This window comes from Janthinobacterium sp. B9-8 (genome assembly GCF_000969645.2).
In the GTDB taxonomy this organism is placed as follows: domain Bacteria; phylum Pseudomonadota; class Gammaproteobacteria; order Burkholderiales; family Chitinibacteraceae; genus Iodobacter.
The window spans coordinates 3,440,021-3,465,718 of the sequence record NZ_CP014222.1; the positions used below are offsets into that span (position 1 = coordinate 3,440,021).

Annotated in this window: 19 protein-coding genes and 6 tRNA genes; 5 read left to right on the forward strand and 20 right to left on the reverse strand. The window is 48.2% G+C overall.

The window, feature by feature from the left end; all coding sequences use genetic code 11:
* Positions 1-8: 8 nt before the first annotated feature.
* The 15 genes from rpsG to VN23_RS15635 form a co-directional block, all read right to left on the reverse strand.
* A complete protein-coding gene (rpsG, locus tag VN23_RS15565; RefSeq protein WP_046351551.1) occupies positions 9-479 on the reverse strand; it encodes a 30S ribosomal protein S7 in 471 nt (156 codons plus the stop codon).
* Positions 480-589: 110 nt separating this feature from the next.
* A complete protein-coding gene (gene rpsL, locus VN23_RS15570; RefSeq protein ID WP_046351550.1) occupies positions 590-964 on the reverse strand; it encodes a 30S ribosomal protein S12 in 375 nt (124 codons plus the stop codon).
* A 384-nt stretch (positions 965-1,348) separates the two neighbouring features.
* Entirely contained in the window at positions 1,349-5,548 is a 4,200-nt protein-coding gene (gene rpoC, locus VN23_RS15575) for a DNA-directed RNA polymerase subunit beta' (protein ID WP_046351549.1), read from the reverse strand.
* Between the two features lie 66 nt (positions 5,549-5,614).
* Complete coding sequence (gene rpoB, locus VN23_RS15580; RefSeq protein ID WP_046351619.1) at positions 5,615-9,793, reverse strand: DNA-directed RNA polymerase subunit beta; 4,179 nt, start codon at positions 9,791-9,793, stop codon at positions 5,615-5,617.
* 220 nt (positions 9,794-10,013) lie between these two features.
* Complete coding sequence (gene rplL / locus VN23_RS15585; protein WP_046351548.1) at positions 10,014-10,382, reverse strand: 50S ribosomal protein L7/L12; 369 nt, start codon at positions 10,380-10,382, stop codon at positions 10,014-10,016.
* A gap of 60 nt (positions 10,383-10,442) precedes the next feature.
* Complete coding sequence (gene rplJ, locus VN23_RS15590) at positions 10,443-10,985, reverse strand: 50S ribosomal protein L10 (RefSeq protein ID WP_046351547.1); 543 nt, start codon at positions 10,983-10,985, stop codon at positions 10,443-10,445.
* Positions 10,986-11,259: 274 nt separating this feature from the next.
* The gene (rplA, locus tag VN23_RS15595) at positions 11,260-11,955 is read right to left on the reverse strand and encodes a 50S ribosomal protein L1 (protein WP_046351546.1); all 696 of its coding nucleotides are present in this window, start codon (positions 11,953-11,955) and stop codon (positions 11,260-11,262) included.
* Positions 11,956-12,387, reverse strand: a complete 432-nt coding sequence (gene rplK / locus VN23_RS15600) for a 50S ribosomal protein L11 (protein ID WP_046351545.1) — start codon at positions 12,385-12,387, stop codon at positions 11,956-11,958.
* Between the two features lie 82 nt (positions 12,388-12,469).
* Positions 12,470-13,003, reverse strand: a complete 534-nt coding sequence (gene nusG, locus VN23_RS15605; RefSeq protein WP_046351544.1) for a transcription termination/antitermination protein NusG — start codon at positions 13,001-13,003, stop codon at positions 12,470-12,472.
* A gap of 26 nt (positions 13,004-13,029) precedes the next feature.
* On the reverse strand, positions 13,030-13,383 hold the full coding sequence (secE, locus tag VN23_RS15610) for a preprotein translocase subunit SecE (RefSeq protein ID WP_046351543.1): 354 nt from the start codon (positions 13,381-13,383) through the stop codon (positions 13,030-13,032).
* 68 nt (positions 13,384-13,451) lie between these two features.
* Positions 13,452-13,527: transfer RNA gene (locus VN23_RS15615), tRNA-Trp, on the reverse strand.
* Between the two features lie 48 nt (positions 13,528-13,575).
* Positions 13,576-14,766: an elongation factor Tu gene (gene tuf, locus VN23_RS15620; protein WP_046351542.1), complete on the reverse strand. Its 1,191-nt coding sequence runs from the start codon at positions 14,764-14,766 to the stop codon at positions 13,576-13,578.
* 41 nt (positions 14,767-14,807) lie between these two features.
* Positions 14,808-14,882: transfer RNA gene (locus tag VN23_RS15625), tRNA-Thr, on the reverse strand.
* Between the two features lie 14 nt (positions 14,883-14,896).
* Positions 14,897-14,970, reverse strand: a tRNA-Gly gene (locus VN23_RS15630).
* A 60-nt stretch (positions 14,971-15,030) separates the two neighbouring features.
* Positions 15,031-15,116 (reverse strand) — tRNA-Tyr (locus VN23_RS15635).
* 427 nt (positions 15,117-15,543) lie between these two features.
* On the opposite strand from VN23_RS15635, the gene VN23_RS15640 reads away from it, so the two are divergent.
* The 4 genes from VN23_RS15640 (at position 15,544) to VN23_RS15655 (ending at position 17,037) form a co-directional block, all read left to right on the forward strand.
* Positions 15,544-15,619, forward strand: a tRNA-Phe gene (locus tag VN23_RS15640).
* A 54-nt stretch (positions 15,620-15,673) separates the two neighbouring features.
* Positions 15,674-15,749 (forward strand) — tRNA-Phe (locus VN23_RS15645).
* Between the two features lie 176 nt (positions 15,750-15,925).
* Positions 15,926-16,627 (forward strand): GntR family transcriptional regulator, encoded by a 702-nt coding sequence (locus VN23_RS15650; RefSeq protein WP_052746548.1) that lies wholly within the window; start codon positions 15,926-15,928, stop codon positions 16,625-16,627.
* Between the two features lie 44 nt (positions 16,628-16,671).
* Entirely contained in the window at positions 16,672-17,037 is a 366-nt protein-coding gene (locus tag VN23_RS15655; RefSeq protein ID WP_046351541.1) for a hypothetical protein, read from the forward strand.
* Positions 17,038-17,091: 54 nt separating this feature from the next.
* Here the strand turns inward: VN23_RS15655 and pdxY are convergent, their stop codons facing one another.
* From pdxY to VN23_RS15680, 5 genes are all read right to left on the reverse strand, one after another.
* Positions 17,092-17,946, reverse strand: coding sequence for a pyridoxal kinase PdxY (gene pdxY / locus VN23_RS15660; RefSeq protein WP_046351540.1), 855 nt, complete (start codon positions 17,944-17,946; stop codon positions 17,092-17,094).
* Positions 17,947-18,104: 158 nt separating this feature from the next.
* Positions 18,105-19,382, reverse strand: a complete 1,278-nt coding sequence (gene tyrS, locus VN23_RS15665; RefSeq protein ID WP_046351539.1) for a tyrosine--tRNA ligase — start codon at positions 19,380-19,382, stop codon at positions 18,105-18,107.
* Positions 19,383-19,391: 9 nt separating this feature from the next.
* Positions 19,392-20,624 (reverse strand): amino acid permease, encoded by a 1,233-nt coding sequence (locus VN23_RS15670; RefSeq protein WP_046351538.1) that lies wholly within the window; start codon positions 20,622-20,624, stop codon positions 19,392-19,394.
* Between the two features lie 119 nt (positions 20,625-20,743).
* Positions 20,744-22,657, reverse strand: coding sequence for a pyridoxal phosphate-dependent decarboxylase family protein (locus VN23_RS15675; RefSeq protein WP_046351537.1), 1,914 nt, complete (start codon positions 22,655-22,657; stop codon positions 20,744-20,746).
* Positions 22,658-22,693: 36 nt separating this feature from the next.
* Entirely contained in the window at positions 22,694-24,175 is a 1,482-nt protein-coding gene (locus tag VN23_RS15680) for an amino acid permease (RefSeq protein WP_052746547.1), read from the reverse strand.
* A 409-nt stretch (positions 24,176-24,584) separates the two neighbouring features.
* Between VN23_RS15680 and VN23_RS15685 the strand changes: the two genes are divergently transcribed.
* Positions 24,585-25,664: a class I SAM-dependent methyltransferase gene (locus tag VN23_RS15685; protein ID WP_046351536.1), complete on the forward strand. Its 1,080-nt coding sequence runs from the start codon at positions 24,585-24,587 to the stop codon at positions 25,662-25,664.
* Positions 25,665-25,698 lie beyond the last annotated feature (34 nt).

Consider the following 25,698-nt stretch of genomic DNA (forward strand, 5'->3'; position numbering starts at 1 on the left):
TTACGCGATTAGAAGCGGTAGTGAGCGAACGCTTTGTTCGCTTCTGCCATGCGGTGTACTTCGTCACGCTTCTTCATAGCGCCACCACGGCCTTCAGCCGCATCGAGGAGTTCGCCTGCCAGACGCAGATCCATCGACTTTTCACCACGTTTACGAGCCGCATCACGAACCCAACGCATCGCCAATGCCAAACGACGGCTAGGACGGACTTCGACTGGTACTTGATAGTTTGCACCACCAACACGACGGCTTTTAACTTCAACCATTGGCTTAGCATTACCGATTGCAGCGGAGAACACTTCCAGCGGTGACTTGCCAGTTTTTTTCTCGATTTGTACAAGTGCACCGTAAACGATACGCTCTGCAACCGCTTTCTTGCCATCCATCATTACAACGTTCATGAACTTAGTCAGTTCTTGGCTACCAAATTTTGGATCCGGTAAAACGTCACGTTTCGGTACTTCTCTGCGTCTAGGCATAATTCTCTATCCTTAATATTTCATTCAGTCGGGGTTTCCCCCTCGGTCGCCCATCAAGACGACCACTTACTCGACGGCCCAAATGGGACTCGCCGACCGTCCAGTGGCAATTAAGCCTTTGGACGCTTAGTACCGTACTTGGAGCGCGACTGTTTACGACCCTTAACGCCAGCAGTATCCAAGGAGCCGCGTACTGTGTGGTAACGCACACCCGGCAAATCCTTAACACGACCGCCGCGGATCAGCACAACGCTGTGTTCCTGCAGGTTATGGCCTTCACCACCGATGTACGAAATAACTTCGAAACCATTGGTTAGGCGAACTTTACAAACTTTACGAAGCGCTGAGTTAGGCTTCTTAGGAGTGGTTGTGTATACACGAGTGCATACGCCACGTTTTTGCGGGCAAGACTCAAGAGCTGGCACTTTGCTCTTTGCTTTTTCCTGCACACGACCTTTACGGACGAGCTGGTTAATCGTTGGCATTGATTACTTCCTTAGGTTAAAAATCCCCGTAGGGCACTTACTACTTCTTCATATTTATGACAAAGCATTAAACATATTATCAGTCAGCTTGCGCCGGCCACCACATGCTTGTTTCTTTGTTTTACCACTGGCTACTGCTCACAACTACCTCTTCACTTAATGAGGCGCTGTTTTTATTTACAATAAAATCAAAGCATTAAGTCTGTTATTAGTCCTGCTTTTCGCTAACCACCACGGGCTCATTTCTTCATTTTTAAAGCAAATAAAACAGGGACAACCACATCAAAAAAAGAAGTGCACAACGCCCAGCAAAGCTGAGCGTTGTGTAAAAGTACAGGATTCTATTGAAATCAAGTGCTTGTCGTCAAGACAAGCTGATGACCGTTAGACCCCAACTTCACCACTTGCAGCGGTTTCAGCCTCTGCAGTTGGTGCAAAAATGTCAGCCAATTGATCAACAACTGGTGCCTGACGCTTACGATTACGATGGTAAGCTAAGCCAGTACCCGCAGGAATCAAGCGACCTACGATGACGTTTTCTTTCAGACCGCGCAAGTCATCAATTTTGCCCATGATGGCTGCTTCAGTCAGCACTCGCGTGGTTTCCTGGAAGGAAGCCGCTGAAATAAACGAATCTGTAGACAGAGATGCTTTAGTAATACCTAACAGAACATTATCGTAGCTTGCTGGTAACTTACCCTCAGCAATCAACTTATCGTTCACTGTCAGTACTTCTGCGCGCTCAACTTGCTCACCCTGAATGAAGGCAGAATCTGCAGAATCAGTAATGATGACACGACGTAACATTTGACGAAGAATAACTTCAATATGCTTATCGTTAATCTTTACACCCTGCAAACGATACACTTCCTGCACTTCTTGTACAACGTAGCGTGACAACGCTTCGATCCCTTGCAGACGCAAGATATCGTGCGGATCAATCGCACCGTCCACAATACTTTCACCACGGTTAACAACCTGACCATCGTGAACCAGTACGTGTTTTTCTTTCAAGATCAGGTATTCGTGCGGCGCACCTTCCAGATCCGTTAAGACTAGACGCTGTTTACCCTTAGTTTCTTTACCGAAGGAAACTGTACCGGTAATTTCAGCCAACATACCCGGATCTTTCGGAATACGCGCTTCAAACAACTCAGCAACACGTGGCAGACCCCCGGTAATATCGCGAGTCTTAGCAGATTCTTGTGGAATACGCGCCAACACATCACCCACACCAACCACTTGACCATCTTTCACCGTGATAATACAACCCACTTGGAAACCGATCATAACGGTAGTGTCAGTACCCGCCATTTTAACTTCGCCACCACGTTCATCCAATAACTTAACCATTGGACGTACGCCAGTTGCCTTACCGCCTTTACGCTTAGGATCGATAACAACCAAGGTCGAAAGACCGGTCACATCATCGACCTGCTTCATTACGGTAATACCCTCTTCCACATTATCGAACTTCACCTGACCGGCGTATTCCGAAATAATTGGACGAGTGTGCGGATCCCACGTACCCAGTACGCCACCGGCTTTGATGCTATCGCCATCTTTAACAGTCAGTGTTGCACCATACGGCACTTTATGACGCTCACGCTCACGACCATTGTCATCAACAACAATCACTTCAGCAGAACGTGCAATCACAACTGGATCACCCTTGGCATTGGTCACATAGCGCATGTTCGGGCTGTACGCGATATTACCACTGGATTTCGATTCTACTTGTGTTGCCGCAGCCGCACGAGAAGCCGCACCCCCGATGTGGAAGGTACGCATGGTCAGCTGTGTACCTGGCTCACCAATCGACTGAGCAGCGATAACACCCACTGCTTCACCCGTATTCACCAGATGACCACGACCAAGGTCACGACCGTAACACGCGGCACATAGGCCATAACGTGTTTCGCAAGATAGCGGAGTACGAACCTTAACCTCGTCAACACCAAGGTGTTCGATCTCTTCAACTTCGTCTTCACCCAGCAATGTACCCACTGGGAACACTGTTTCGTGCGTAACAGGATCGATCACATCGAGCACTACCACGCGACCCAGAATACGATCACGCAGTGCTTCAATCACATCACCACCCTGTACAACCGCCTTCATGACCACGCCGTTCTTGGTGCCGCAATCGTCTTCAATCACAACCAAGTCTTGCGTTACGTCAACCAGACGACGAGTCAGGTAACCCGAGTTCGCTGTTTTCAGCGCCGTATCTGCCAGACCCTTACGTGCACCGTGGGTGGAGATAAAGTACTGAAGAACGGTCAAGCCTTCACGGAAGTTGGTGGTAATCGGCGTTTCAATAATCGAACCGTCCGGTTTAGCCATCAAACCCCGCATACCAGCCAGCTGACGAATCTGCGCTGCAGAACCGCGGGCACCGGAATCGGCCATCATAAATACTGAGTTAAACGAGTCTTGATCGACTTCAACGCCTTCGCGGTTGATGACCTTCTCTTTACCGAGCTGATCCATCATCGCCTTGGCAATCTGATCACCGGCACGGCCCCAGATATCCACAACCTTGTTATAACGTTCACCCTGAGTCACCAGACCGGAGCTGTACTGATGCTCGATCTCGCGCACTTCAGCGTAAGACTCAGCCAGAAGCTGAACCTTTTTATCCGGCACAACCATATCATCAACGCAAATCGAGATACCGCCGCGTGTCGAATAAGCAAAACCGGTGTACATCAGTTGATCCGCAAAAATAACGGTATCTTTCAGACCGCAACGGCGGAATGAAGCGTTAATCAGCTTACCAATTTCTTTCTTTTTCAACGCTTTATCGATGTGGCTGAAGTCCAAACCCTTAGGCAGAATTTCAGACAAGATCGCACGACCAACTGTGGTGCTACGACGCACCATCTGAGCTTGCCATTCGCCGTCTTCGTCTTTTACCCATTCTTTCAGGCGGATATCAACACGCGTTTGCAAGGTTACTTCCTTGCTCGCATAAGCGCGCATTGCTTCGCTTACGTCGATCAGGTACATGCCCTCGCCCTTGGCATTGATACGCTCACGAGTCATGTAATACAGACCCAGCACGATATCCTGCGAAGGAACGATAATTGGCTCGCCGTTAGCTGGCGACAATACGTTGTTAGAAGCCAGCATCAAGGTGCGTGCTTCCATCTGCGCTTCAAGGCTCAGTGGAACGTGAACAGCCATCTGGTCACCGTCAAAGTCGGCATTGAATGCCGCGCAGACGAGTGGATGCAGTTGAATCGCTTTACCTTCGATCAACACTGGCTCAAACGCTTGAATACCCAAGCGGTGAAGTGTTGGCGCACGGTTCAAGAGAATCGGATGTTCGCGAATCACATCTTCCAAGATGTCCCAAACGACTGGATCTTGGGCTTCCACCATTTTTTTCGCCGCTTTAATGGTGGTCGCAAGACCAAGCACTTCAAGCTTGTGGAAAATAAATGGCTTGAACAGCTCCAGACCCATCAGTTTTGGCAAGCCGCACTGATGCAGACGCAGTGTCGGGCCCACGGTAATAACCGAACGACCAGAGTAATCTACGCGCTTACCCAACAAGTTCTGACGGAAACGACCGCCCTTACCCTTGATCATATCGGCCAAGGATTTGAGAGGACGCTTGTTCGCACCCGTCATCGCTTTACCGCGACGGCCGTTATCGAGCAAGGAATCAACCGCTTCTTGCAACATACGCTTTTCATTACGCACGATAATTTCAGGCGCGCGCAATTCTAAAAGACGTTTCAGACGGTTATTACGGTTAATCACGCGACGATACAGATCGTTCAGATCTGAAGTAGCGAAACGACCACCATCCAATGGTACGAGAGGACGTAATTCTGGCGGCAATACAGGCAGAACTTCCAAAACCATCCATTCTGGCTTGATGCCGGAACGTTGGAAGGCTTCCAGCACTTTCAGGCGCTTGGAAATCTTCTTGATTTTAGTTTCAGAGCCGGTGGAGGACAATTCAGCACGCAAGGTGGTGATTTGGTCTTCTACATCCATGCTCTTCAAAAGCTCACGCACCGCTTCCGCACCCATCAGGGCTACGAATTCGTCACCGTACTCTTCAACTTTATTGAAGTAATCTTCTTCAGTCAGCAATTGGCCACGTGTCAGCGGCGTCATGCCTGGCTCGATCACCACAAAACCTTCGAAGTAAAGTACGCGTTCGATATCACGCAATGGGATATCAAGCACCATACCCAAGCGCGATGGCAGGGATTTCAAGAACCAGATGTGTGCAACTGGGCTAGCCAGCTCGATGTGTCCCATGCGGTCGCGACGAACCTTAGACAGGGTCACTTCCACACCGCACTTCTCGCAGATCACGCCACGATGCTTCAGGCGTTTGTACTTACCGCACAGGCATTCGTAATCTTTGATTGGGCCAAAAATACGCGCGCAAAATAAGCCATCACGTTCTGGCTTAAATGTACGGTAGTTAATGGTTTCCGGCTTTTTTACTTCGCCGAACGACCAAGAGCGGATTTTTTCTGGCGACGCCAGACCGATCTTAATCGCATCAAATTCTTCATTTGCAGCAACTTGCTTGAAGAGTTCGAGTAAGCCTTTCATTCTTTGACTCCAGTGAGGCGTTCGGGGTATGGCGGGCACTCTGCCCGCCATCTACTACCCCTCGAATCAATACGTTTCCAGATCGATATCGATACCGAGTGAGCGAATTTCCTTCACAAGTACATTGAAGGATTCCGGCATACCCGCATCAATCCGGTGATCGCCCTTCACGATGTTTTCATACACCTTAGTACGACCGTTCACATCATCAGACTTCACGGTCAACATTTCTTGCAAGGTGTAAGCTGCACCGTATGCTTCCAACGCCCAAACTTCCATCTCCCCGAAGCGCTGACCACCAAACTGAGCTTTACCGCCCAGTGGTTGTTGCGTTACGAGTGAGTAAGGACCAGTGGAGCGAGCATGCATCTTATCGTCTACCAAGTGATGCAGTTTCAGGTAGTGCATCACACCAACCGTTACTTTGCGCTCAAATGGCTCACCATTACGACCATCAAACAGCTGCATTTGTGTCTTGCTGCTGTTGAAGTCCAGTAATTCGGTGTGTGGATCTTCGCTTGGGTAAGCTAAGTCCAGCATCTGATAGATTTCTGACTCTTTCGCACCGTCAAATACCGGGCTTGCAAAAGTCATACCGTTGCGCAGACCATTGGCTAACTCGATCAATTCTTCATCAGTGAGACCGTCAATATCTTCGGTCTTACCACTGGTGTTATAGATCTTGTTCAAGTAAGCACGCATATCAACCAGCATGCCGTTACGTTGCTCGCGCAACATCGCGTCAATACGCTGACCAATACCCTTAGCTGCCCAACCCAAGTGCATTTCCAGAATCTGACCAATGTTCATACGCGAAGGTACGCCCAATGGGTTCAGAACGATATCTACAGTTGTACCATCTGCCATATATGGCAAATCTTCAATCGGCAGAATCTTAGAAACAACACCCTTGTTACCGTGACGGCCGGCCATCTTATCGCCTGGCTGCAGGCGACGTTTAACCGCCACATACACTTTAACCATCTTGATCACGCCAGGTGGCAATTCGTCACCTTGAGTCAGCTTGCGTTTTTTATCTTCAAAACGCAGATCAAACTCAGTACGCATCTGACCAATCAGGTCTTTCATGGCTTCTAGCTGGCGAGCGGACTCTTCGTCTGCTAAGCGGATATCAAACCAATCAATCTTTGCTGGCAAGCCAAGCAAGTATTCTTTGGTGATTTCAACGCCCTTAGCAAGCTTCATTGGGCCGCCGTTGGCGACTTTGCCCACGATCATGCGTTCAATACGTTCAAACAAATCGCTTTGTACAATACGTAATTGATCGTTCAGATCCTGGCGGTAACGACGCAACTGATCATCAATGATGGACTGGGCACGACGATCGCGCTCCACACCTTCACGAGTGAACACTTGAACGTCAATAACCGTACCCACCATGCCGGATGGGACGCGCAGCGAAGTATCTTTAACGTCGGAAGCTTTTTCACCGAAGATCGCACGTAAGAGCTTTTCTTCAGGAGTCAGCTGGGTTTCACCCTTAGGCGTCACCTTGCCGCACAATACATCGCCCGCTTCTACTTCTGCACCGATGTAAACCACACCAGATTCATCCAGACGGCCCAGCATACGCTCGGACAAATTGGAGATATCACGGGTAATTTCTTCAGCGCCAAGCTTGGTGTCACGCGCCATTACGTTCAATTCTTCGATGTGAATCGAAGTATAACGATCGTTAGATACGACATCTTCCGAGATCAAAATCGAATCTTCGAAGTTGAAACCGTTCCATGGCATAAAGGCGATCGTCATATTCTGACCCAGAGCCATTTCACCCAAGTCAGTTGACGCACCATCTGCAATCACATCGCCCTTGGCAATAATGCTGCCACGAACAACCACTGGCTTCTGATTGGTGTTGGTGTTCTGATTAGAACGAGTAAATTTAATCAGGTTGTAAATATCTACACCTGTTTCACCCGCAATCGCTTCGTCATCGTTTACACGAATAACCACACGCGCTGCATCAACATAATCAACCACACCACCACGCAAGGCGGTTACTGCAGTACCCGAGTCAGTTGCACATGTGCGCTCAATACCCGTACCTACAAACGGTGCTTGTGCACGTAAGCAAGGTACAGCCTGACGCTGCATGTTGGCACCCATCAGCGCACGGTTGGCGTCATCGTGTTCCAGGAATGGAATCAGAGAAGCCGCAACCGATACGATCTGGCTAGGCGCCACATCCATGTACTGCACGCGATCTGGCGTCGCCACAATCGTGTCGCCATTAGAACGGCAAGTCACTAGCTCGTCAGTTAAGCGGCCTTCATCGTCGAACTCGGCATTCGCCTGAGCGACAACGTACTTGCCCTCTTCAATCGCGGACAAGTATTCAATTTCATCAGTAACTTTACAATCGATCACTTTGCGATAAGGCGTTTCCAAGAAGCCGTAGCTGTTGGTGCGCGCATAGCAAGAGAGCGAGTTGATCAGACCAATGTTTGGACCTTCCGGTGTTTCGATCGGGCAAACACGGCCGTAATGCGTCGGATGCACGTCACGAACTTCAAAACCAGCGCGCTCACGTGTCAAACCGCCTGGTCCCAAAGCAGAAACACGACGCTTGTGCGTGATTTCTGACAACGGGTTGGTCTGATCCATAAACTGCGACAGCTGGGAAGAGCCGAAGAATTCTTTGATTGCAGCCGAAACAGGCTTGGCATTAATCAGATCATGCGGCATCAGGTTATCTGATTCTGCTTGTGACAAACGCTCTTTAACAGCGCGTTCTACACGAACCAAACCAGCACGGAATTGGTTTTCGGCCAACTCACCTACCGAGCGCACACGACGATTACCCAAGTGATCGATATCATCGATATCACCACGGCCATTACGCAACTCTAAGAGGATACCGATCACAGCAATGATGTCTTCTGTGCATAGAATGCCAGCACCTTCAACACCACGCGGACCCGCTTCTTCGTAGAAACGACGTTGCCAGCCCGGTGCTTTTTCTTCTAAGCGATCCGGATAAGCACGGCGGTTAAATTTCATACGACCAACAGCAGACAGATCGTAACGCTCAGGGGCGAAGAACAAGCCCTTAAACAGCGCTTCAACCGAATCTTCAGTCGGCGGCTCACCAGGGCGCATCATGCGATAGATTGCAACGCGAGCACCATACTGATCAGCTACATCATCTGAACGCAATGTCTGAGACAGGAACGCGCCCTGATCCAGATCATTCACATACAGCACTTTTACAGACTTAACATCCGCCATATCCAGCTTAGCAGCCAGATCTTCGGTCACTTCTTCGTTAGCCTTAGCCAGCACTTCGCCGGTTAATGGATCAACAACGTTGTGCGCCAGAATACGGCCATAGAAGAAGTCCAGTGGCACTGGAATCTTTTGCAAACCAGACGCGTTAATGTCGCGAATGGTTTTAGCTGTAATACGCTTATCTTTTTGTACGAGTACTTTGCCGTCATCAGCAACGATATCGAATTTTGCAACTTCGCCTTTCAGACGTTCTGACACCAGCTCTAAGCACAGGCCATCTTCGTCCATCAGGAAAGTATCGGTATCGAAGAAACCAGCCAGAATTTGTTCCGGGTTATAACCCAGCGCTTTCAGCAAGGTGGTTACCGGCATCTTGCGACGACGGTCGATACGGAAGAACAACAGATCTTTTGGATCGAACTCGAAATCCAGCCAAGAGCCGCGGTACGGAATAATCCGTGCCGAGAACAAGAGCTTGCCTGAAGAATGAGTTTTACCCTTGTCGTGTTCAAAGAACACGCCAGGAGAGCGATGCAGCTGGCTAACAATAACCCGCTCTGTACCGTTGATCACAAAAGAACCCGTACGTGTCATCAATGGCACTTCGCCAAAGTAAACGTCTTGTTCTTTAACTTCTTTGATCGTTGGCTTAGACGCTTCACGATCCATGATCACGAGACGTACACGCGCACGCAGTGGAGCTGCGAAGGTAATTCCTCGCTGCTGGCACTCGAGCACATCAAACGCAGGATCGCCGAGGGAGTAATGCACAAACTCCAATCGAGCGTTTTCGTTATGAGAGACGATAGGGAAAATCGAATTAAACGCAGCTTGCAAACCGATCATCCGGCGCGAATCGGCCGGAACCCCTAGTTGCAGGTATTCACTATAAGAATCGATCTGCGTTGCGAGCAGGAATGGCACCTCAAGGACGCTCTTCCGTTTCGCAAAACTTTTACGAATGCGTTTTTTCTCAGTGAACGAGTATTTCATACTCATAAACTCTCCATGGAGTGGGGCGCAAAGGACAAACCGCAAACGCCCGCCAACGTGTTTGTGAGCGGTTTCCGGTTTGACAACTGCTTGCAAAAGAACACAAGCTGGATTCCGCTAACCGACAAATATCGGGATCAGCTGTAAGCTAAGCAATAGACACAAACGCAAAAGGGCAGGCGGATTCCTCCGCCTGCCTTCACTACATCCTAATGGATGCTTACTTCATCTCAGCTGTTGCACCAGCCTCAACGAGTTTCTTAACCATAGCTTCTGCATCAGCCTTAGAAATGCCTTCTTTCAGAGACTTAGGAGCGCCGTCAACCAGGTCCTTCGCTTCTTTCAGGCCAAGACCTGTCAGTTCGCGAACGATCTTGATCGTGCCCACTTTGTTAGCGCCAGCGCCAGTCAGAATTACGTCGAATTCTGTTTTTTCTTCAACAGCGGCACCAGCAGCAGCTGGGCCAGCAACTGCAACAGCAGCAGCAGAAACGCCAAACTTTTCTTCGAATGCCTTAACCAGCTCATTCAGTTCCATTACGGTCAAAGCGGATACTGCTTCGAGGATATCGTCTTTAGTCAGAGCCATTTATTAATACTCCTGAAAATCTTGTCTGTTTTAATACAACAATCGTGTTTAAGTAGTCGTTTACGCAGTCGCTTCTTCGGCTGGGGCTTCTGCAGCCTCCACCGGTGCGGCGACGCCTTCGGACTTCTTCTCTGCCAGCGCGGCAAGGCCACGTGCGAAACCAGCCATCGGTGCTTGCATAACGTACAGCAGCTTGGACAACAGTTCTTCACGGCTTGGAATAGATGCAAGAACAGCTACTTCTTCTGCATTCATTACCTTACCATCATAAGAACCAGCCTTGACCACGATTTTCGCGTCTTTCTTTGCGAATGTGTTCAGGACTTTTGCCGCAGCAACTGGGTCTTCAGAAATACCGTACACCAGTGGGCCAACCATTTGGTCTGCCAACTCAGCGAACGGAGTTCCTGCAACCGCACGGCGTGCCAGCGTGTTCTTTAGAACACGCAAATACACACCTGACTCACGCGCTTGTTTGCGCAGTGTAGTCATGCTTGCAACGCCGATACCTCGGTATTCAGCGATAATAATCGTTTGAGCTGTAGCAACTTCTGCTGCGATCTCAGCGACTACCGCCTTTTTGTCTTCAAGATTGAGACTCAAGGTCTACCTCCATTGGTTAGTAGTTCAGTACGAATAAATCGCACCACCCAATCAAACGGCGACCTTTGCTTCAGGAGACTTGCTAACAACATTGCCACAAGAGCTATGCATTTAGAGCCTATAGATTCGGGCGCACCGTCTGCGTAGGCTGGCTTTTGGGAGCCGGATTAAGCCACAAGAAAACTTATGGCACCTACGGTCTTTGACAACCTTGGCAATATTCCGCCAAGCCCAAAGTCGACTGGGCCAGTCAAAAGACTGACCCCATAATTACTTAAGCTACTACCGAAGCGGTTTCAACGCGAACGCCTACACCCATAGTGCTCGATACAGCGATCTTCTTAAGGTATACACCTTTTGAAGAAGCTGGTTTAGCTTTTTGCAGCGCATCAACCAGCGCCAACAAGTTTTCTTTCAGATCAGCAGCTTCGAAAGTTGCACGACCTAGAGTAGCGTGAACAATACCACCCTTGTCAGTACGGTATTGAACCTGACCGGCTTTAGCATTTTTAACTGCTTCAGCAACGTTCGGAGTTACAGTACCCACTTTCGGGTTAGGCATCAGGCCGCGTGGACCCAAGATCTGACCTAATTGACCAACAACGCGCATTGCATCTGGAGAAGCAATAACAACGTCGAAGTCCATATTACCGGCTTTGATCGATTCAGCTAAGTCTTCGAAACCAACGATTTCTGCACCAGCAGCACGAGCAGCTTCAGCATTTGCACCTTGTGCGAATACGGCTACGCGAACTGACTTACCAGTACCTTTAGGCAATACAACAGCGCCGCGAACCACTTGGTCCGACTTACGTGCGTCAATACCTAAATTAACAGAAACGTCGATCGATTCGTTGAATTTAGCAGTTGCAGCGGCTTTAACGAGTGCAATTGCTTCGTCAATAGCGTACAGCTTGTTAGAATCAACAGTTGCGTTCAGTGCCTTCAGGCGTTTAGATAGCTTAGCCATTTACACACCCTCCACGGTCAGACCCATCGAACGAGCGGAACCAGCGATAGTGCGCACTGCTGCGTCAATATCAGAGCCAGTCAAGTCAGCATTCTTGGTCTTAACGATTTCTTCAAGCTGAGCACGAGTCACAACACCAACTTTGTCAGTATGTGGCTTAGCGCTACCCTTAGTGATACCAGCAGCCTTTTTCAGCAAGATCGTTGCTGGTGGGCTCTTCATCACGAAGGTGAATGATTTGTCTGCAAAAGCAGTAATTACTACAGGAATTGGCAAACCTGGCTCGATACCTTGAGTAGCCGCGTTGAATTCCTTGCAGAAATTCATAATATTCAGACCACGTTGACCCAAAGCTGGACCAATCGGTGGAGATGGATTTGCTTTACCAGCTGGAACTTGCAGCTTGATATAGCCAATGATTTTCTTAGCCATTTAAAACTCCTAAATTCGGGTCAAACGCGAGCAAAAAACTCGCTCCCCTACCAAAATGCCCTAGGGCATTACACTACACAGATCAGGTTTTTTCGACCTGTGCAAAATCGACTTCAACTGGTGTTGCGCGACCAAAAATAAGCACAGACACTTTAATCCGACTTTTGTCATAATCAACATCAACAACAGTTGCATTGAAATCAGCAAACGGGCCTTCAGTAACACGAAGCTCTTCACCCACTTCAAACAGGATTTTCGGACGAGGTTTCTCAACCCCTTCCTGAACCTGTTGAAGCATAGATTTAACTTCACGCTCAGGCAAAGGTGTAGGACGATTACCCACACCACCGATGAAACCACTAACCTTAGCCGTACTCTTAACTAAGTGCCAGGTTTCATCACCCATTTCCATTTCAACAAATACATAACCCGGGAAGAGTTTCCGTTCGGTCAGCTTACGAGTGCCGGCCTTCACTTCCATCACTTCTTCAACAGGCACCAAGATCTGACCAAACAAGTGCTGCATATCAGCACGTTCAATCCGCTCAATCAGCGCCTTTTGCACACTTTTTTCAAAGCCGGAATAGGCGTGTACCACATACCAACGCATAGACATTCAGATACTCCGCTTTCCCGTTTACTTTAGCCACGACCTAAAATCAGATCATAGAATACCCATGTCAGACCAGAGTCGACGCCCCACATAAAGAGAGACAACACCCCTACGAACAGGAATACAACGCCCGTCATCTGCCAGGTTTCTTTACGAGTCGGAAACACAACCTTCTGCGCTTCTTTGATCGAGTCGCGCGCGTAATCTACAAACGCACGACCTGGACCCGAAAACCATAGCACAAAACCTGCAAGTGCCAAACTAAGCACTACAGGCAATGAACGAACGACCCCTTGATCAGTTGGAACTAGGTAAAACCCAGTAACACCCAATGCAACCAGCAGCAATGATGCTGCGATCTTGATTTTGTCGATGCTAACCATTTGTCCGATTCGGAAACTTGGATAAAACAGAGCCGTTCCCTACGGAAACGGCTCTGATGTCTAAACCGTGGCAGGCGAGGAGGGTGTCGAACCCCCAACCCCCGGTTTTGGAGACCGGTGCTCTACCAATTGAGCTACTCGCCTACGGGAGGGCAGAACTATAACAATTCAACCCTCTTTTGTAAACCTCTTTTATTCAATAACTTTTGCAACAACACCAGCGCCAACCGTACGACCACCTTCACGAATCGCGAAGCGCAGACCCTGCTCCATTGCAACAGGAGCAATCAGACTAACGGTAACTTCGACATTATCACCAGGCATTACCATTTCGGTACCTTCTGGCAAATCAACCGAACCTGTTACGTCCGTTGTACGGAAGAAGAACTGTGGACGGTAGCCGTTAAAGAATGGAGTGTGACGACCACCCTCATCTTTCGACAAAACGTACACCGAACCTTCAAACTTTGTGTGCGGAGTGATCGAACCCGGCTTTGCCAGAACTTGACCACGCTGAACATCTTCACGCTTAGTACCACGAAGCAATGCGCCGATATTATCGCCAGCCTGACCTTGATCAAGCAACTTCCGGAACATTTCAACACCGGTACAAGTCGTCTTAACCGTTGGTGTAATACCAACGATTTCAATTTCTTCACCAACCTTAACAATACCGCGCTCAACACGACCAGTCACCACAGTACCGCGACCAGAGATCGAGAATACGTCCTCAACCGGCATCAGGAACGCGCCATCAACAGCACGCTCTGGCAATGGGATGTATGAATCAAGCGCATCAGCAAGGCGGAAAATCGATGGCTCGCCGTGCTCCGATTGATCACCTTCCAACGCCAAACGGGCAGAACCCACAATAATCGGCGTATCGTCACCAGGGAAATCATATTTACTTAGTAGCTCACGAACTTCCATGTCTACCAATTCAAGCAATTCTGCGTCATCAACCAAATCAGCTTTATTCAGGTAAACAATGATGTATGGAACACCAACCTGACGAGCCAACAAGATATGCTCACGAGTTTGCGGCATCGGACCATCAGCAGCAGAACAAACCAAGATCGCGCCATCCATCTGCGCTGCACCTGTAATCATGTTCTTAATGTAATCTGCGTGACCCGGGCAATCTACGTGGGCGTAGTGACGTGTTTCTGTTTCGTACTCAACGTGCGAGGTATTAATCGTAATACCACGAGCCTTTTCTTCAGGCGCACTATCAATTTGCGAATAATCTTTTGCTTCGCCACCAAATTTCTTCGATAAGATAGTCGAAATAGCCGCTGTTAGTGTGGTCTTACCATGATCAACGTGACCAATTGTACCGACGTTAACGTGGGGCTTAGTGCGCGTAAATTTTTCTTTTGCCATGATATTTCCTATCTCGAGAACTTGAAAATATACCAAGCGATTGGAGCCGTTGGCGGGAATTGAACCCGCGACCTCTCCCTTACCAAGGGAGTGCTCTACCCCTGAGCTACAACGGCACGCTAATCTTTTTTGGAGCGGGTGAAGGGAATCGAACCCTCGTCGTAAGCTTGGAAGGCTTCTGCTCTACCATTGAGCTACACCCGCATTATTTTAATCCAACCTTACAACATCTACGCAGATTCTTCACTACGCATAATATTATTCTGGTGGGGGGGGAAGGATTCGAACCTTCGAAGGCTAAGCCGCCGGATTTACAGTCCGGACCCGTTGACCGCTGGGGTAACCCCCCCGACAAGAGAAGCGCATTCTAGGCAAGGTTCTTTCTTGCGTCAAGCCCGACAATTGAACATTTTCAAAATTTATCGCTAAGCTTCTTATACAAAACAAGTTAATTTCATTTAAAAACAGCGCTTAAGCGCGATCGGCGAGCTTATTTTTATTTTCATTTTTTTATAAAACAAGTAATTCACACACCAAACCGTCCATAAGCACAGGCAAATTGATGCAATAGACTAAGGATTCTAACTTTCCCCCTTTCCAATCACAAAACATAAGCCCCTATACTCGCAAACTGCACAACGGGCCGCTAGAAAATGCCCCAATTCCAAGCGAACTAATCATATATAGCGAAATATAAAAATTCAGCTATTTTAGAATATTATTTATAATAAAGGTTGACGACTCATTACAAATGGGCTTTAATAGCGACCTCTCAGCGGCCTGTTAGCTCAGTTGGTAGAGCAGCGGATTGAAAATCCGCGTGTCCTTGGTTCGATTCCGAGACAGGCCACCAAGTTTTTATAAGATCAGATTGTTAGAATCTGGTTGGCTTTAAACCGCTTTATGCGGCCCGTTAGCTCAGTTGGTAGAGCAGCGGATTGAAAATCCGCGTGTCCTTGGTTCGATTCCGAGACGGGCCACCAGTTATACAAGAACGGCCCCAATGTAAATTGGGGCCGTTTTTCATTTCGCCTTTCAAATAGTTCCCCCTCTATTATTTGTGGTTATTGCCTGTGGCATCGACGATGATTACGTTATCATGTTTGCTTCTTGCAATGGCTGTCATTGCGCTGTATTAAAAGCGAATATATAAAAACCCATGACAAACAGCACAACCCTTTCAGATCAAATGGTTAAAGCCATTCGCCGCGACATTTTACTTGGTACTTTTTTGCCAGGTGAAAAGCTGCAGATGAATGAATTAAAGCAGCATTATCAAGTAGGTGGCACGCCTATTCGTGAAGCTTTGGTGCAGTTGGTCTGGCAGCATTTTGTGGTGATGGAGCCACAAAAGGGCTTTAGAGTTGCGCCTGTATCGCTCGATGAATTGCGCGATATTCTGGCCACCCGGCGTGCCATTGCTGGCTTAGCCTTAGAAAAAGCCATGCAGCGCGGAGATGAAGAATGGGAACTGAGCATTATCACCGCTTTCCACCGAATGGAGCGCATTCAATTAGATCAGCCAGGCGTGGATTACGAAGAATGGGGCGAGCGCCATATGGGCTTTCATATGGCCTTAATTAAGGCATGCAATTCGCCCATGATGCTTTCCACCCTAGAGAATATTTATAATCAGCTGGAGCGCTATCGTCATATCTGGCTCAATGGTGAATTAGACAAAGTGACCCGCTACCACGATCATGGTGAGCACAAAACAATTATGGATGCCGTGCTGGCCAGAGACTTACAAAAGGCGTTGGCACTTATTGAAGCGCACTATCAGCATGTAATTGATTTGGCAGAGTCTTTAAGCCCCGAAAAGTTTTCCGAAAGGGTAAAACACAGCCCAATCAGCGCCTAAGCCTTACGCCACTTTAAATACCACTACAATTAAAAAGATAAGAAATGAGAAAGATTGCTTTATATTTGGCCTTATTTTTATCTGCCTGCGGCTCATCTGAAGTTGACGATGCCAGCGACATTATCAAACAAACACTCAAAAAGCCGAAGAGCTTCACGCTCAAAACCGGAGAGGTCATTTGGCAAGGGAAGCAAGCAGGCCAGCAAAATGCTTTTATTGTTAAAATAAAATACACCGCGATGAATGGCCTAGACGAAACCATAGACGAGTGTAAATACGTGTCGTTTTATACGGAAGATGGCAGCAATCACTGGCAGGAAAACGGCGGGCTGGAAAACTGCATTGCAGCGGGCGGCAAGGAAGAAGAAAACGCTTTAGTCATGCTTAGAAAAATCAATTCATTCAAATAAATATTGAGACAAAAGCTTCCCTAGGAAACTTTTGCTCAAAATGGCTGAACTGGACTAAAGCCTAATCGCGTGCAGAGTGTGGCTTGGCGCCGTGTATTCCTGCCTTGCTGCAACCACGGCTAGCTCGTAACGCAACTGGCTGGCGGTTTCCAGCAATACGCCATACACCGCCGCCGTGGTGTGCTCTAACGCCGCCGCGATTGATTTGCCAGCCAGTAAGCTGGCTAAGAACAGCGCCGAAGTCATATCCCCTACCCCTACCGGCTCTTTATCAAAAGCCAGTATCGGGCGGCGAATCAGCCAGGCTTCGTCCTGGCTGAGTGCCAGCATTTCAAAGCAAGATGGATCCTTGCTCTGATAATGCAGATGTTTAATCAAGATCGTTTGTGGCCCTCGGGCCAGCACCTTGTGGCAAGCCGCCACAATCTCGGCCAGGCTGCTTAACGAGCGGCCCACAATCATTTCTAATTCAAGCTGATTAGGGGAAACGATATTCGCCTCTGGAATCGCTTTTTCGATTAGAAACTCTGCCACGCCAGGGGCCACAATACAGCCCTTGAGCGGGTGCCCCATCACTGGATCACAATGGTAAATCGCCAAAGGGTTTGCTGCTCTAACCATCTGCAAAGCAGCCAGAATATGCTCTCCCTGAGCTGCACTACCGATATAGCCAGACAATACCGCATTGCACTGAGCCAGCTGCCCTGTCTGGGCAATGCCTGCTGTTAGCTCGCTAATCTGCGCTTCTGGCATCACCATGCCAGCCCAATGGCCATATTGTGTGTGATTAGAAAACTGCACCGTGTGGAGCGGCCAAACATTCGCCCCCATGCATTGCATAGGAAACACGGCCGCACTATTTCCTGCATGGCCAAATACCACATGTGATTGAATAGACAAGATATTCATATGAGATCCAATAGTGAAATAGCTGCATAAAAAAATCACCACTTCCGAGCTCAGCGAAAGTGATGATTTAGTTGAACAATAAGCACCGATAAAACAAAGCTTAACAAATACACCCAGTCAAAACCCTGCTGCTCAGGCACTGACCTTCTAAAAAGCAATTACTTCCAAATAATCAGGCAATGATTTTTTTTACCGCGTCTCAGCAAAGTGTAACGGTTAAAACGATGATCAACCGTTCCCATATGGTAAGTAAGATCGTTGATCTTCTGGCCATTAATACTCACTGCATCGCTTTCAATAAAGCCACGCGCCTGGCTTTTTGAGCTAGCTAATTCAGATTGAACCAGCGCATCAACAAGACTCGTTTCGGTATAACCCAGCTCAATATGATGCACGCCATCCAGTGCTAATTGCTGGAAATCGCTTTCGGTTAATGCACTCTGATCTTCTGCAAACAGATTCTGGCTAATGCGCTTAGCCGCCTCCAAAGCCTCCTTACCATGTACTAACTCTGTTGCATGATCTGCCAAAATACGTTGTGCCGTTGGGGCGGTGCCGCTGGCACGATCTGCCGCTTCAATGGCATCGATCTCGGCCAGAGTCATAAAAGTAAAGTACTTCATAAAGCGGTAAACATCGTCATCCGATGTGCTCAGCCAGAACTGGTAAAACTTATAAGGCGAGCATTTGCTTGGATCCAGCCAAATGGCATTGCCTTCACTCTTACCAAACTTAGTACCATCCGATTTAGTAATCAGCGGCATGGTAATGCCAAACACCTGCTGCTGATTCATCCGGCGGGTAAGATCAACCCCTGACGTAATATTGCCCCATTGATCCGAGCCACCCAATTGCAGCTGGCAATCATGGCTCTTATTTAATACTGCGAAGTCATAACTTTGCAGCAGGCTGTAGGCGAACTCGGTAAATGAAATACCCACTTCATCCCGGTTCAGCCTTTGCTTTACCGATTCTTTATTAATCATGGCATTCACTGAAAAATGCTTGCCAATATCACGCAAGAAGCTCAGCACATCCATGCCCGCAAACCAATCGTTGTTATTCACCATGACGGCACTATTGGCACCACAGTCAAAATCTAAGAATGGCGAGACTTGCTTGCGAATCTTATCCACCCAGCCTGCCACCACATCAGGCGTATTGAGTGAGCGCTCGGTGGCTTTAAAGCTAGGATCACCGATCATACCGGTCGCACCGCCCACCAAAGCCAAGGGCCGATGACCAGCCATTTGAAAACGCTTTAAAGCCAGCAAAGGCACAAGATGGCCCAGATGCAAGCTATCTGCCGTTGGATCAAAACCACAATAGAGCGTAACGGATTTCTGCGCGAGAATGGCGTCCAGCGCCGCTGCGTCGGTGACCTGAGCAATCAGCCCGCGCTCTTGCAGCTGGCTGATTAAATTTGATTCTTTCATTACGTGCTCCTAGCAAATCGGTAATAAATTCTGCATTTTCATAATTTGAAAAACGATAATGCACCCGCCCATCATCGTTACAGTACAAAACGAGCAGGTATTACATGGAACTCGCCAACCTGCCTGATAACTTTCTCGGGCTCGTAATTTATATAGCGCCAGTGCGGGAAATAAAATAGCCAGAATCGATAAGAAAATAGCGGCAGCCCCAAGTGCCAAAACAAAGCCTTCTGGGTAAATCCAAGCAAATACAAAGGGGGGAAGATAAGTAGCCAGCGCCGTAATTAAGCGATCATGCTTAGAATTTTTCCAACCAATACTGCTTGCCACCGAATCAAACAACCCTAAGGACACGCATAAATAGGAAGTAAATAAAGCGATCGATGAAAACAAACTAATCAGGCTGGGGATCCAATGATTACTAGTACTGGCATGGATATAATCAAGAAACATCCCTACCGAGCCTTGGTTTTCTGCCAAGCTCAGAAAGCTATTCTCCCCTATTCTGGGCACAAGGCCGAGACTGCAATATTCCCAAATAGCGTAAACCACTAAGGGAATCAGCCCTCCCAAGATAAAAATATTGCGCAGCGTTTGTGGCTTATCACGACCAATATATTTCACCATACTAGGGATGCTGCCATGAAAACCAAATGCCGTAATAAACACCGGGAATGCTGCATAGATATAGCGGCTGGAATCTTGCGGGCTATTTAAATTGCCCTGATTAACATAAGGCTGAATGGTGATAGCCATTGCAAAGAAGATAAAAACATTCAAACTAAATAAAACACGATTAACACGATCCACGGCTCCCGTGCTCATATAGACAATAGAGCCAATCAGCAGGGTAAAGATCGCAGCAACGACGGCAGAAGGGACGTCTATTCCCAAATACTGTTTAATATTTGAGGTATAAGACGAAGCCGCACCAGAGATATACGCACCAGAAAGTGCATATAAAAGCAGCAAAAGCGAGGCATTGATAATCCACAAACCTTTGTTGCCGAACAAACTATGTGCCATTACATCAAAACCGCTACCGACCGGAAAAGCCAGCGAGACTTCCAGCAGCATCAACGCGGTATAGGTCATCAGCAGCCAGATACAAACGAGCGCAAGGCTGGCGTAGGTGTAGCCCATTCCTGAGGAAACCAGAGGCAAAGCCAGCATTCCTGCTCCCAGCATGGTGCCGGAAATCAGCAAAGTAGCGCCCACCGCTTTGTAGTTAATCGCAAACATAGCCCAACCTTTTAATCATCCCGCACAAATAAGCGGATTGATCGGATAATTACCTTGAATAGAAACATTGATCTCTTCGATGGCAAAAAACCCACCTCGGCTGAGGCGGGTTTTTTGCATTAAGCAGCTTTTAATTGATTGGCTTCTTTGGCTTCCATATCGATGATATGGCCTAGTTTTTCTGCAAAAATGGCGCGCAGATTAGTCCAGTAGTCTTCAAAGCCTTGTGGATCACGCAGGAAGTGAGTCATCACCGCAGCGCGCAAGATGTAAACGCTTTGGGTTTTATCCCACTCTTTGCGGCTGAAACCACGGCTTTCAGCGTACATCCAAGGGGTATCACCGTATTCGTCAAAGGCGAGCGAAGTCGATGAAGTCAGGAAATCATTGCTATAGGTGCGGCCCGATGAGTAAGAGCACACTTCGTACATGCGTTGATTCAGACGGTTATGGTCTTCCAAGCTTGGATTGCCGATTTCCTTAAAGGTGAAGTTCACCATATGGAAATCTGGGTGCATCAATGGGCGCAATTCAAAGCGGCGATTACCCACCACGATTGGTTTTGCCATCGATAACTTTTGTGCAAACCAATCGGCAGTCACAATACCGCGGCCAATTACCTTGCCGTAGCCTGAGATATTCAGCGGTACTAAGCGATGCGCCGCCCATACTGCCGCAGCGGTTGCACCGGCTTTAGAGCCTTCCATAATGGACGAGCCCAGCACCACATTTTGTTCTTCACCCGCATCATCGGCTTCTTCAAATACATAGGCCGCGTGGTAGGAGATCAGATCAACAATGCGCTTGTCTTTCATACATACCGCACCGGCAGCGTATTGAATAAAGCCAGCTTTGTGCGGGTCCACCGTAATTGAATCGGCTTCAGACATCGCTTTAAAGCCTTCATACACCGCACGCTTAGGCCAAGTTACGCCTTCAGGGATAATATCTTCGGCGCGATAACGGGCAACCAGTGCGTCGTATTCCATGAATTTGCTGTTTTCATCAAGGAACATCGAACGTACATAACCACCGTAAGCAGCATCAACGTGTACATAGAAAGACACGCCGTATTTTTCTTCACATTCACGGCGCAGCTTGATCACTTCATCCACATGATCGATCGAGCCTTCTTCGGTTGTGCCCACGACAGCCACCATACCGAGGATAGGCGTACCTTCTTCGATCAATTTAAAGGTAATGGCACGCATTGTTTCAACGTCGGTGCGGTAGTTTTCATCCACTGGCAATGGCACGATATGCTCTTGACCAATACCCATCACATCCATGGCTTTCATCCATGAATAATGCTTGGACATCGGCACAAGGAATTTACCCAGCTGCCCTTGTTTAACACCCACACCACGTACAGTCAGCGCACGCACTTCTTCAAACAGGCCACGTTTTTTCAGCTCGTCAGATAAATCCAGAATGGCTGTTGGCGACATATTCAGTAATTGCTTTTCGCTCATGCCCGCCACTAAATCTTTGGCTTTTTCGTGTTGAGCAATGGCTAAAGGCAGAGATTTCAGATTGCGAGCAACCCAAACGCCTTCGTAGTTAGCAACCGTACCGCCAGAAGTAATATGGCCCCATGATTTTTGTACGTCGTAACCAAACATCGCACATAGATCACGGCCTGCTTCTAATTCAAGCTCAGTGGTCGTAGGGGACGCTTCATGCGCACAATTGTTTGGGTTGTAAAGCATGGTCATCACATAGGCGATATTGGAAACCATCAGCGTATCGGCATTCATATGGCCCAAATAGCGTGGCGAGAACCAAGGCACTGAAGTGGTTTTTAGCTTTGAAGACAGCTGACGCAAAATGCCTTCGGTGCGATAAAGCGTATTACGGAAATCAGGCTGATGCTGATCCATTGGGGTAAGCAAAGGCGCATCTTCCGGGTGAAAATCTGCACGCCAGTGAATATGCTCATCCACCGCGTAATCCACCATTTCTTTAAAGAACTCACGATTTTCTGATTTTGGGCCCAGAAACAGCGCATCTACATTCATTGTGGTTTTAAACATTTTGAACTCCTGATTAATTTAATTTTGAGCCGGCGCTTAATGCGCAGCAGCGTGTTGCTCATCAAGGGCTTCTTGCTTGGCGGCCTTAGTGGCGGCCGCAACTTGCAGTTTTTTCGCTTGACGTAATTTGTCTTTTTGGCCGTAGGCATAGACAAGGAAGGGAATCACAAGCATCACGATCAGACCGATCAGCTGGAACATGAAGTAACCCGATGAGGAGCCTTTAAAGCTGCCAGGTGGAATAAACGCAAGGTAAGCAGCGAGCAGCGACATCACAAAACCCATGCCGGAAACAACCCACATGCCTAAATTGCCACCGGGTACTTTGAAGCTGCGTTCAATATCTGGGCGTTTGTAACGAAGCCAGATGGCTGCGGCAAACATAAACAGATAGGCCACGAGGTAAACCAGACCAGTAAGCCCCATCAACATAAAGTAGAAGTTGTCTACATCAGGGATCACTGTGATCAACACACCCACCAAGCTAATTGCAACTGCTTGGATAATGACCAAGGTAACGGGCACACCGTGCTTGTTTGATTTTTGCAAGAAGGCAGGTAATGCACCTGAATTAGCCGTAGCTTGCAGGCCACGCACAGGGCCAAGCACCCAAGAATTAACCTGACCAATCAGACCTAATGCAATGGATAAGCCCATCACAGGCGCAAGCCAAGGCATGCCCCATTTAGTGAAGTAGAGCTCAAACGCCTGCATCAAACCGGCAGTCATTGAGATTTCTTCTTTAGGAATCGCCACGAAGATAGCGGCAGAGCCAACAACAGAGAGGAAAACCATGATGATCGACACCAGAACGATGGCAATCGGATAATTACGTTTTGCGTCTTTAATTGAAGACACATTTGAAGCCGAGACTTCCATCCCCATTACAACGAAGATAAAGCCAATAAACAGACCTAAAGTACCGGCATCGCTAAATTGCGGAATCATATTCGACATGCTGAAAGACACATCGGTCATGATTGGGTTGCCGCCAGCCACATAAGCAATACCCGCCACAATCAGCACGATACCCGGCAAGAACACACCCAAGCTCACACAAATAGTGGAAACCCAGCCCAGGGTTTTAACCCCTTGCAGATTCACCAGCGTGCAACCCCACCACACCGCCAGAATCATTCCCAACATAAAGAACTTATTACTAGCCAGCGCCGGATCAACCACATAGGCAATCGTTGCGGCGATGATCATGATGATCGACGTCATACCAAACACCATTTGAATCCACTGCATCCAAACGGCGACAAAACCTAAACGCTCGCCAAATGCCTCACGCACCCAGATAAAAATACCGCCATCTTGTGGCCAGGCTGTTGCCAGCTCGGCAGCCACCAGTGCGGTGGGGACCAAAAACAACAAGGCCGCAGCCAGAGTTAGGAAAATTGTCATCATCCCTGGCTGCGCAGTCATAGGCAGCGTACGAACGCTTACTACAACGGCAGCGGTGATCATGACAAAGGTTGACACCCCAATTTTGGGGCTAGCTTCACTACTAGACATGCTTGGCCTCTTTGTCGAATATTTAAATAATTTCGAAATATTGTATATTTTCGACTAAAAGGCGGCTTGATAAAAATCAACAAGATGTAAGCAACTAATGCCTTGCTGGGCCAATTTAATCGGCGTATCGGGCGCGCGATGGCTAAATATCCCGACTAAAAAACTAAAAATACATTTAAATACAATTAGTTAGAAAATACCCGAGCAAACCAAGGCAAGGCATACATACGCTCGACTTGTAAGACTTATGCCAAGAAATGCGGCGAGCTATCGATGCCATCCAAGCTAAGGGCGTTAAAAAACCCTCATCAAGGATGAGGGTTCCGATCGTTTGATCTGTCTACAGACAAGCAGGCAAGGTAGAATCGCCCCCTTAGCCAAAGCTTTGGCCTTATCAAATAAAGAATATATGTCTGCAAGCCCGATAGATTTGATTGATTTTGCTGCGCTCAATTTGCTGCGCTACCCAGCAAAGCACGCTAAAGATTTACGTGCATGGGATGCGAGTGATGAATACCTTGCAGAATTTATTCGTGCGGATGCACCAGCGCTGTTAATCAACGATGCTTTTGGCGCGCTACATTGTGCCGTGGGCGTAAACGCGTTTCATATCAATGATTCCTGGTGCTCGCGCCACGCGATTGAAATCAATAGCCAGCAAAGCTTTACGCCCTATACAGGGCAAGCAGTCGCCTATGGCCTCGTTAAGCTGCCCAAGTCTTTGTCCTTATTTGAAGCCCAGCTACAGCAGGTAGCACGGCATTTAAACGTGCCACTCACTTTATATTTCTCAGGCATGCAAAAGCATGTCAGCAGCGGACATTTAGACATTATTAAGTCTTGCTGCGATGAAGTTGAATACCTGCCCACGCAGCGAAAGGCGCGCATGTACACCGCCTGCCTGCGGCCAAGCCACATTGTCGCCACGCCCTATCTACAAGCCGCGCCCGAGCTAGGCCTCACACTCCGCAATGCGCCAGGTGTTTTTGCTGAGCAAAAAGTAGATATTGGCTCTCGCTTTTTTACCGAGCATTTTGATCGCTTGCCAAGCGCAGAGACCGTTGCTGACGTGGGTTGTGGCAATGGCCTACTGTCCCTTGCCTACCACCGCCTGCACCCCAAGGCCGAGTTACATTTATTTGATGAGTCTTTAGCAGCAGTAGAATCAGCCCAGCTCAGCTTTGCCGCCAACTTCCCGGATGCTAGCTGCCAGATTCAGCACGGCGACGGCCTCTCTAGCGCGGTGGCAGACGGGAAATTTTTTGACCTAATCCTGATCAACCCGCCATTTCATCAGCAAAACACCGTCACCACCGATATTGCACTGAGCATGTTTGCCCAAGCCAAGCAATGCATGACGGCCAATAGCGAATTATGGATCGTGGCTAACAGCCACTTAAACTATCAGGCCGCGCTAAAGAAAAACTTCAGACAGATCGAGCTAGTCGCGCAGAACGCCAAATTTGTGATTATCAAAGCGAAGCGGTAAACCTAAGATCTGTAGACACGGAGAAAACCTTAAA

Bases quoted from the DNA above. Each gene is read 5' to 3' on its own strand.
- rpsG (WP_046351551.1), bottom strand. From the start codon at position 479: ATGCCTAGACGCAGAGAAGTACCGAAACGTGACGTTTTACCGGATCCA.
- rpsL (WP_046351550.1), bottom strand. From the start codon at position 964: ATGCCAACGATTAACCAGCTCGTCCGTAAAGGTCGTGTGCAGGAAAAA.
- rpoC (WP_046351549.1), bottom strand. From the start codon at position 5,548: ATGAAAGGCTTACTCGAACTCTTCAAGCAAGTTGCTGCAAATGAAGAA.
- rpoB (WP_046351619.1), bottom strand. From the start codon at position 9,793: ATGAAATACTCGTTCACTGAGAAAAAACGCATTCGTAAAAGTTTTGCG.
- rplL (WP_046351548.1), bottom strand. From the start codon at position 10,382: ATGGCTCTGACTAAAGACGATATCCTCGAAGCAGTATCCGCTTTGACC.
- rplA (WP_046351546.1), bottom strand. From the start codon at position 11,955: ATGGCTAAGCTATCTAAACGCCTGAAGGCACTGAACGCAACTGTTGAT.
- rplK (WP_046351545.1), bottom strand. From the start codon at position 12,387: ATGGCTAAGAAAATCATTGGCTATATCAAGCTGCAAGTTCCAGCTGGT.
- nusG (WP_046351544.1), bottom strand. From the start codon at position 13,003: ATGTCTATGCGTTGGTATGTGGTACACGCCTATTCCGGCTTTGAAAAA.
- secE (WP_046351543.1), bottom strand. From the start codon at position 13,383: ATGGTTAGCATCGACAAAATCAAGATCGCAGCATCATTGCTGCTGGTT.
- tuf (WP_046351542.1), bottom strand. From the start codon at position 14,766: ATGGCAAAAGAAAAATTTACGCGCACTAAGCCCCACGTTAACGTCGGT.
- VN23_RS15650 (WP_052746548.1), top strand. From the start codon at position 15,926: ATGACAAACAGCACAACCCTTTCAGATCAAATGGTTAAAGCCATTCGC.
- VN23_RS15655 (WP_046351541.1), top strand. From the start codon at position 16,672: ATGAGAAAGATTGCTTTATATTTGGCCTTATTTTTATCTGCCTGCGGC.
- pdxY (WP_046351540.1), bottom strand. From the start codon at position 17,946: ATGAATATCTTGTCTATTCAATCACATGTGGTATTTGGCCATGCAGGA.
- tyrS (WP_046351539.1), bottom strand. From the start codon at position 19,382: ATGAAAGAATCAAATTTAATCAGCCAGCTGCAAGAGCGCGGGCTGATT.
- VN23_RS15670 (WP_046351538.1), bottom strand. From the start codon at position 20,624: ATGTTTGCGATTAACTACAAAGCGGTGGGCGCTACTTTGCTGATTTCC.
- VN23_RS15675 (WP_046351537.1), bottom strand. From the start codon at position 22,657: ATGTTTAAAACCACAATGAATGTAGATGCGCTGTTTCTGGGCCCAAAA.
- VN23_RS15680 (WP_052746547.1), bottom strand. From the start codon at position 24,175: ATGTCTAGTAGTGAAGCTAGCCCCAAAATTGGGGTGTCAACCTTTGTC.
- VN23_RS15685 (WP_046351536.1), top strand. From the start codon at position 24,585: ATGTCTGCAAGCCCGATAGATTTGATTGATTTTGCTGCGCTCAATTTG.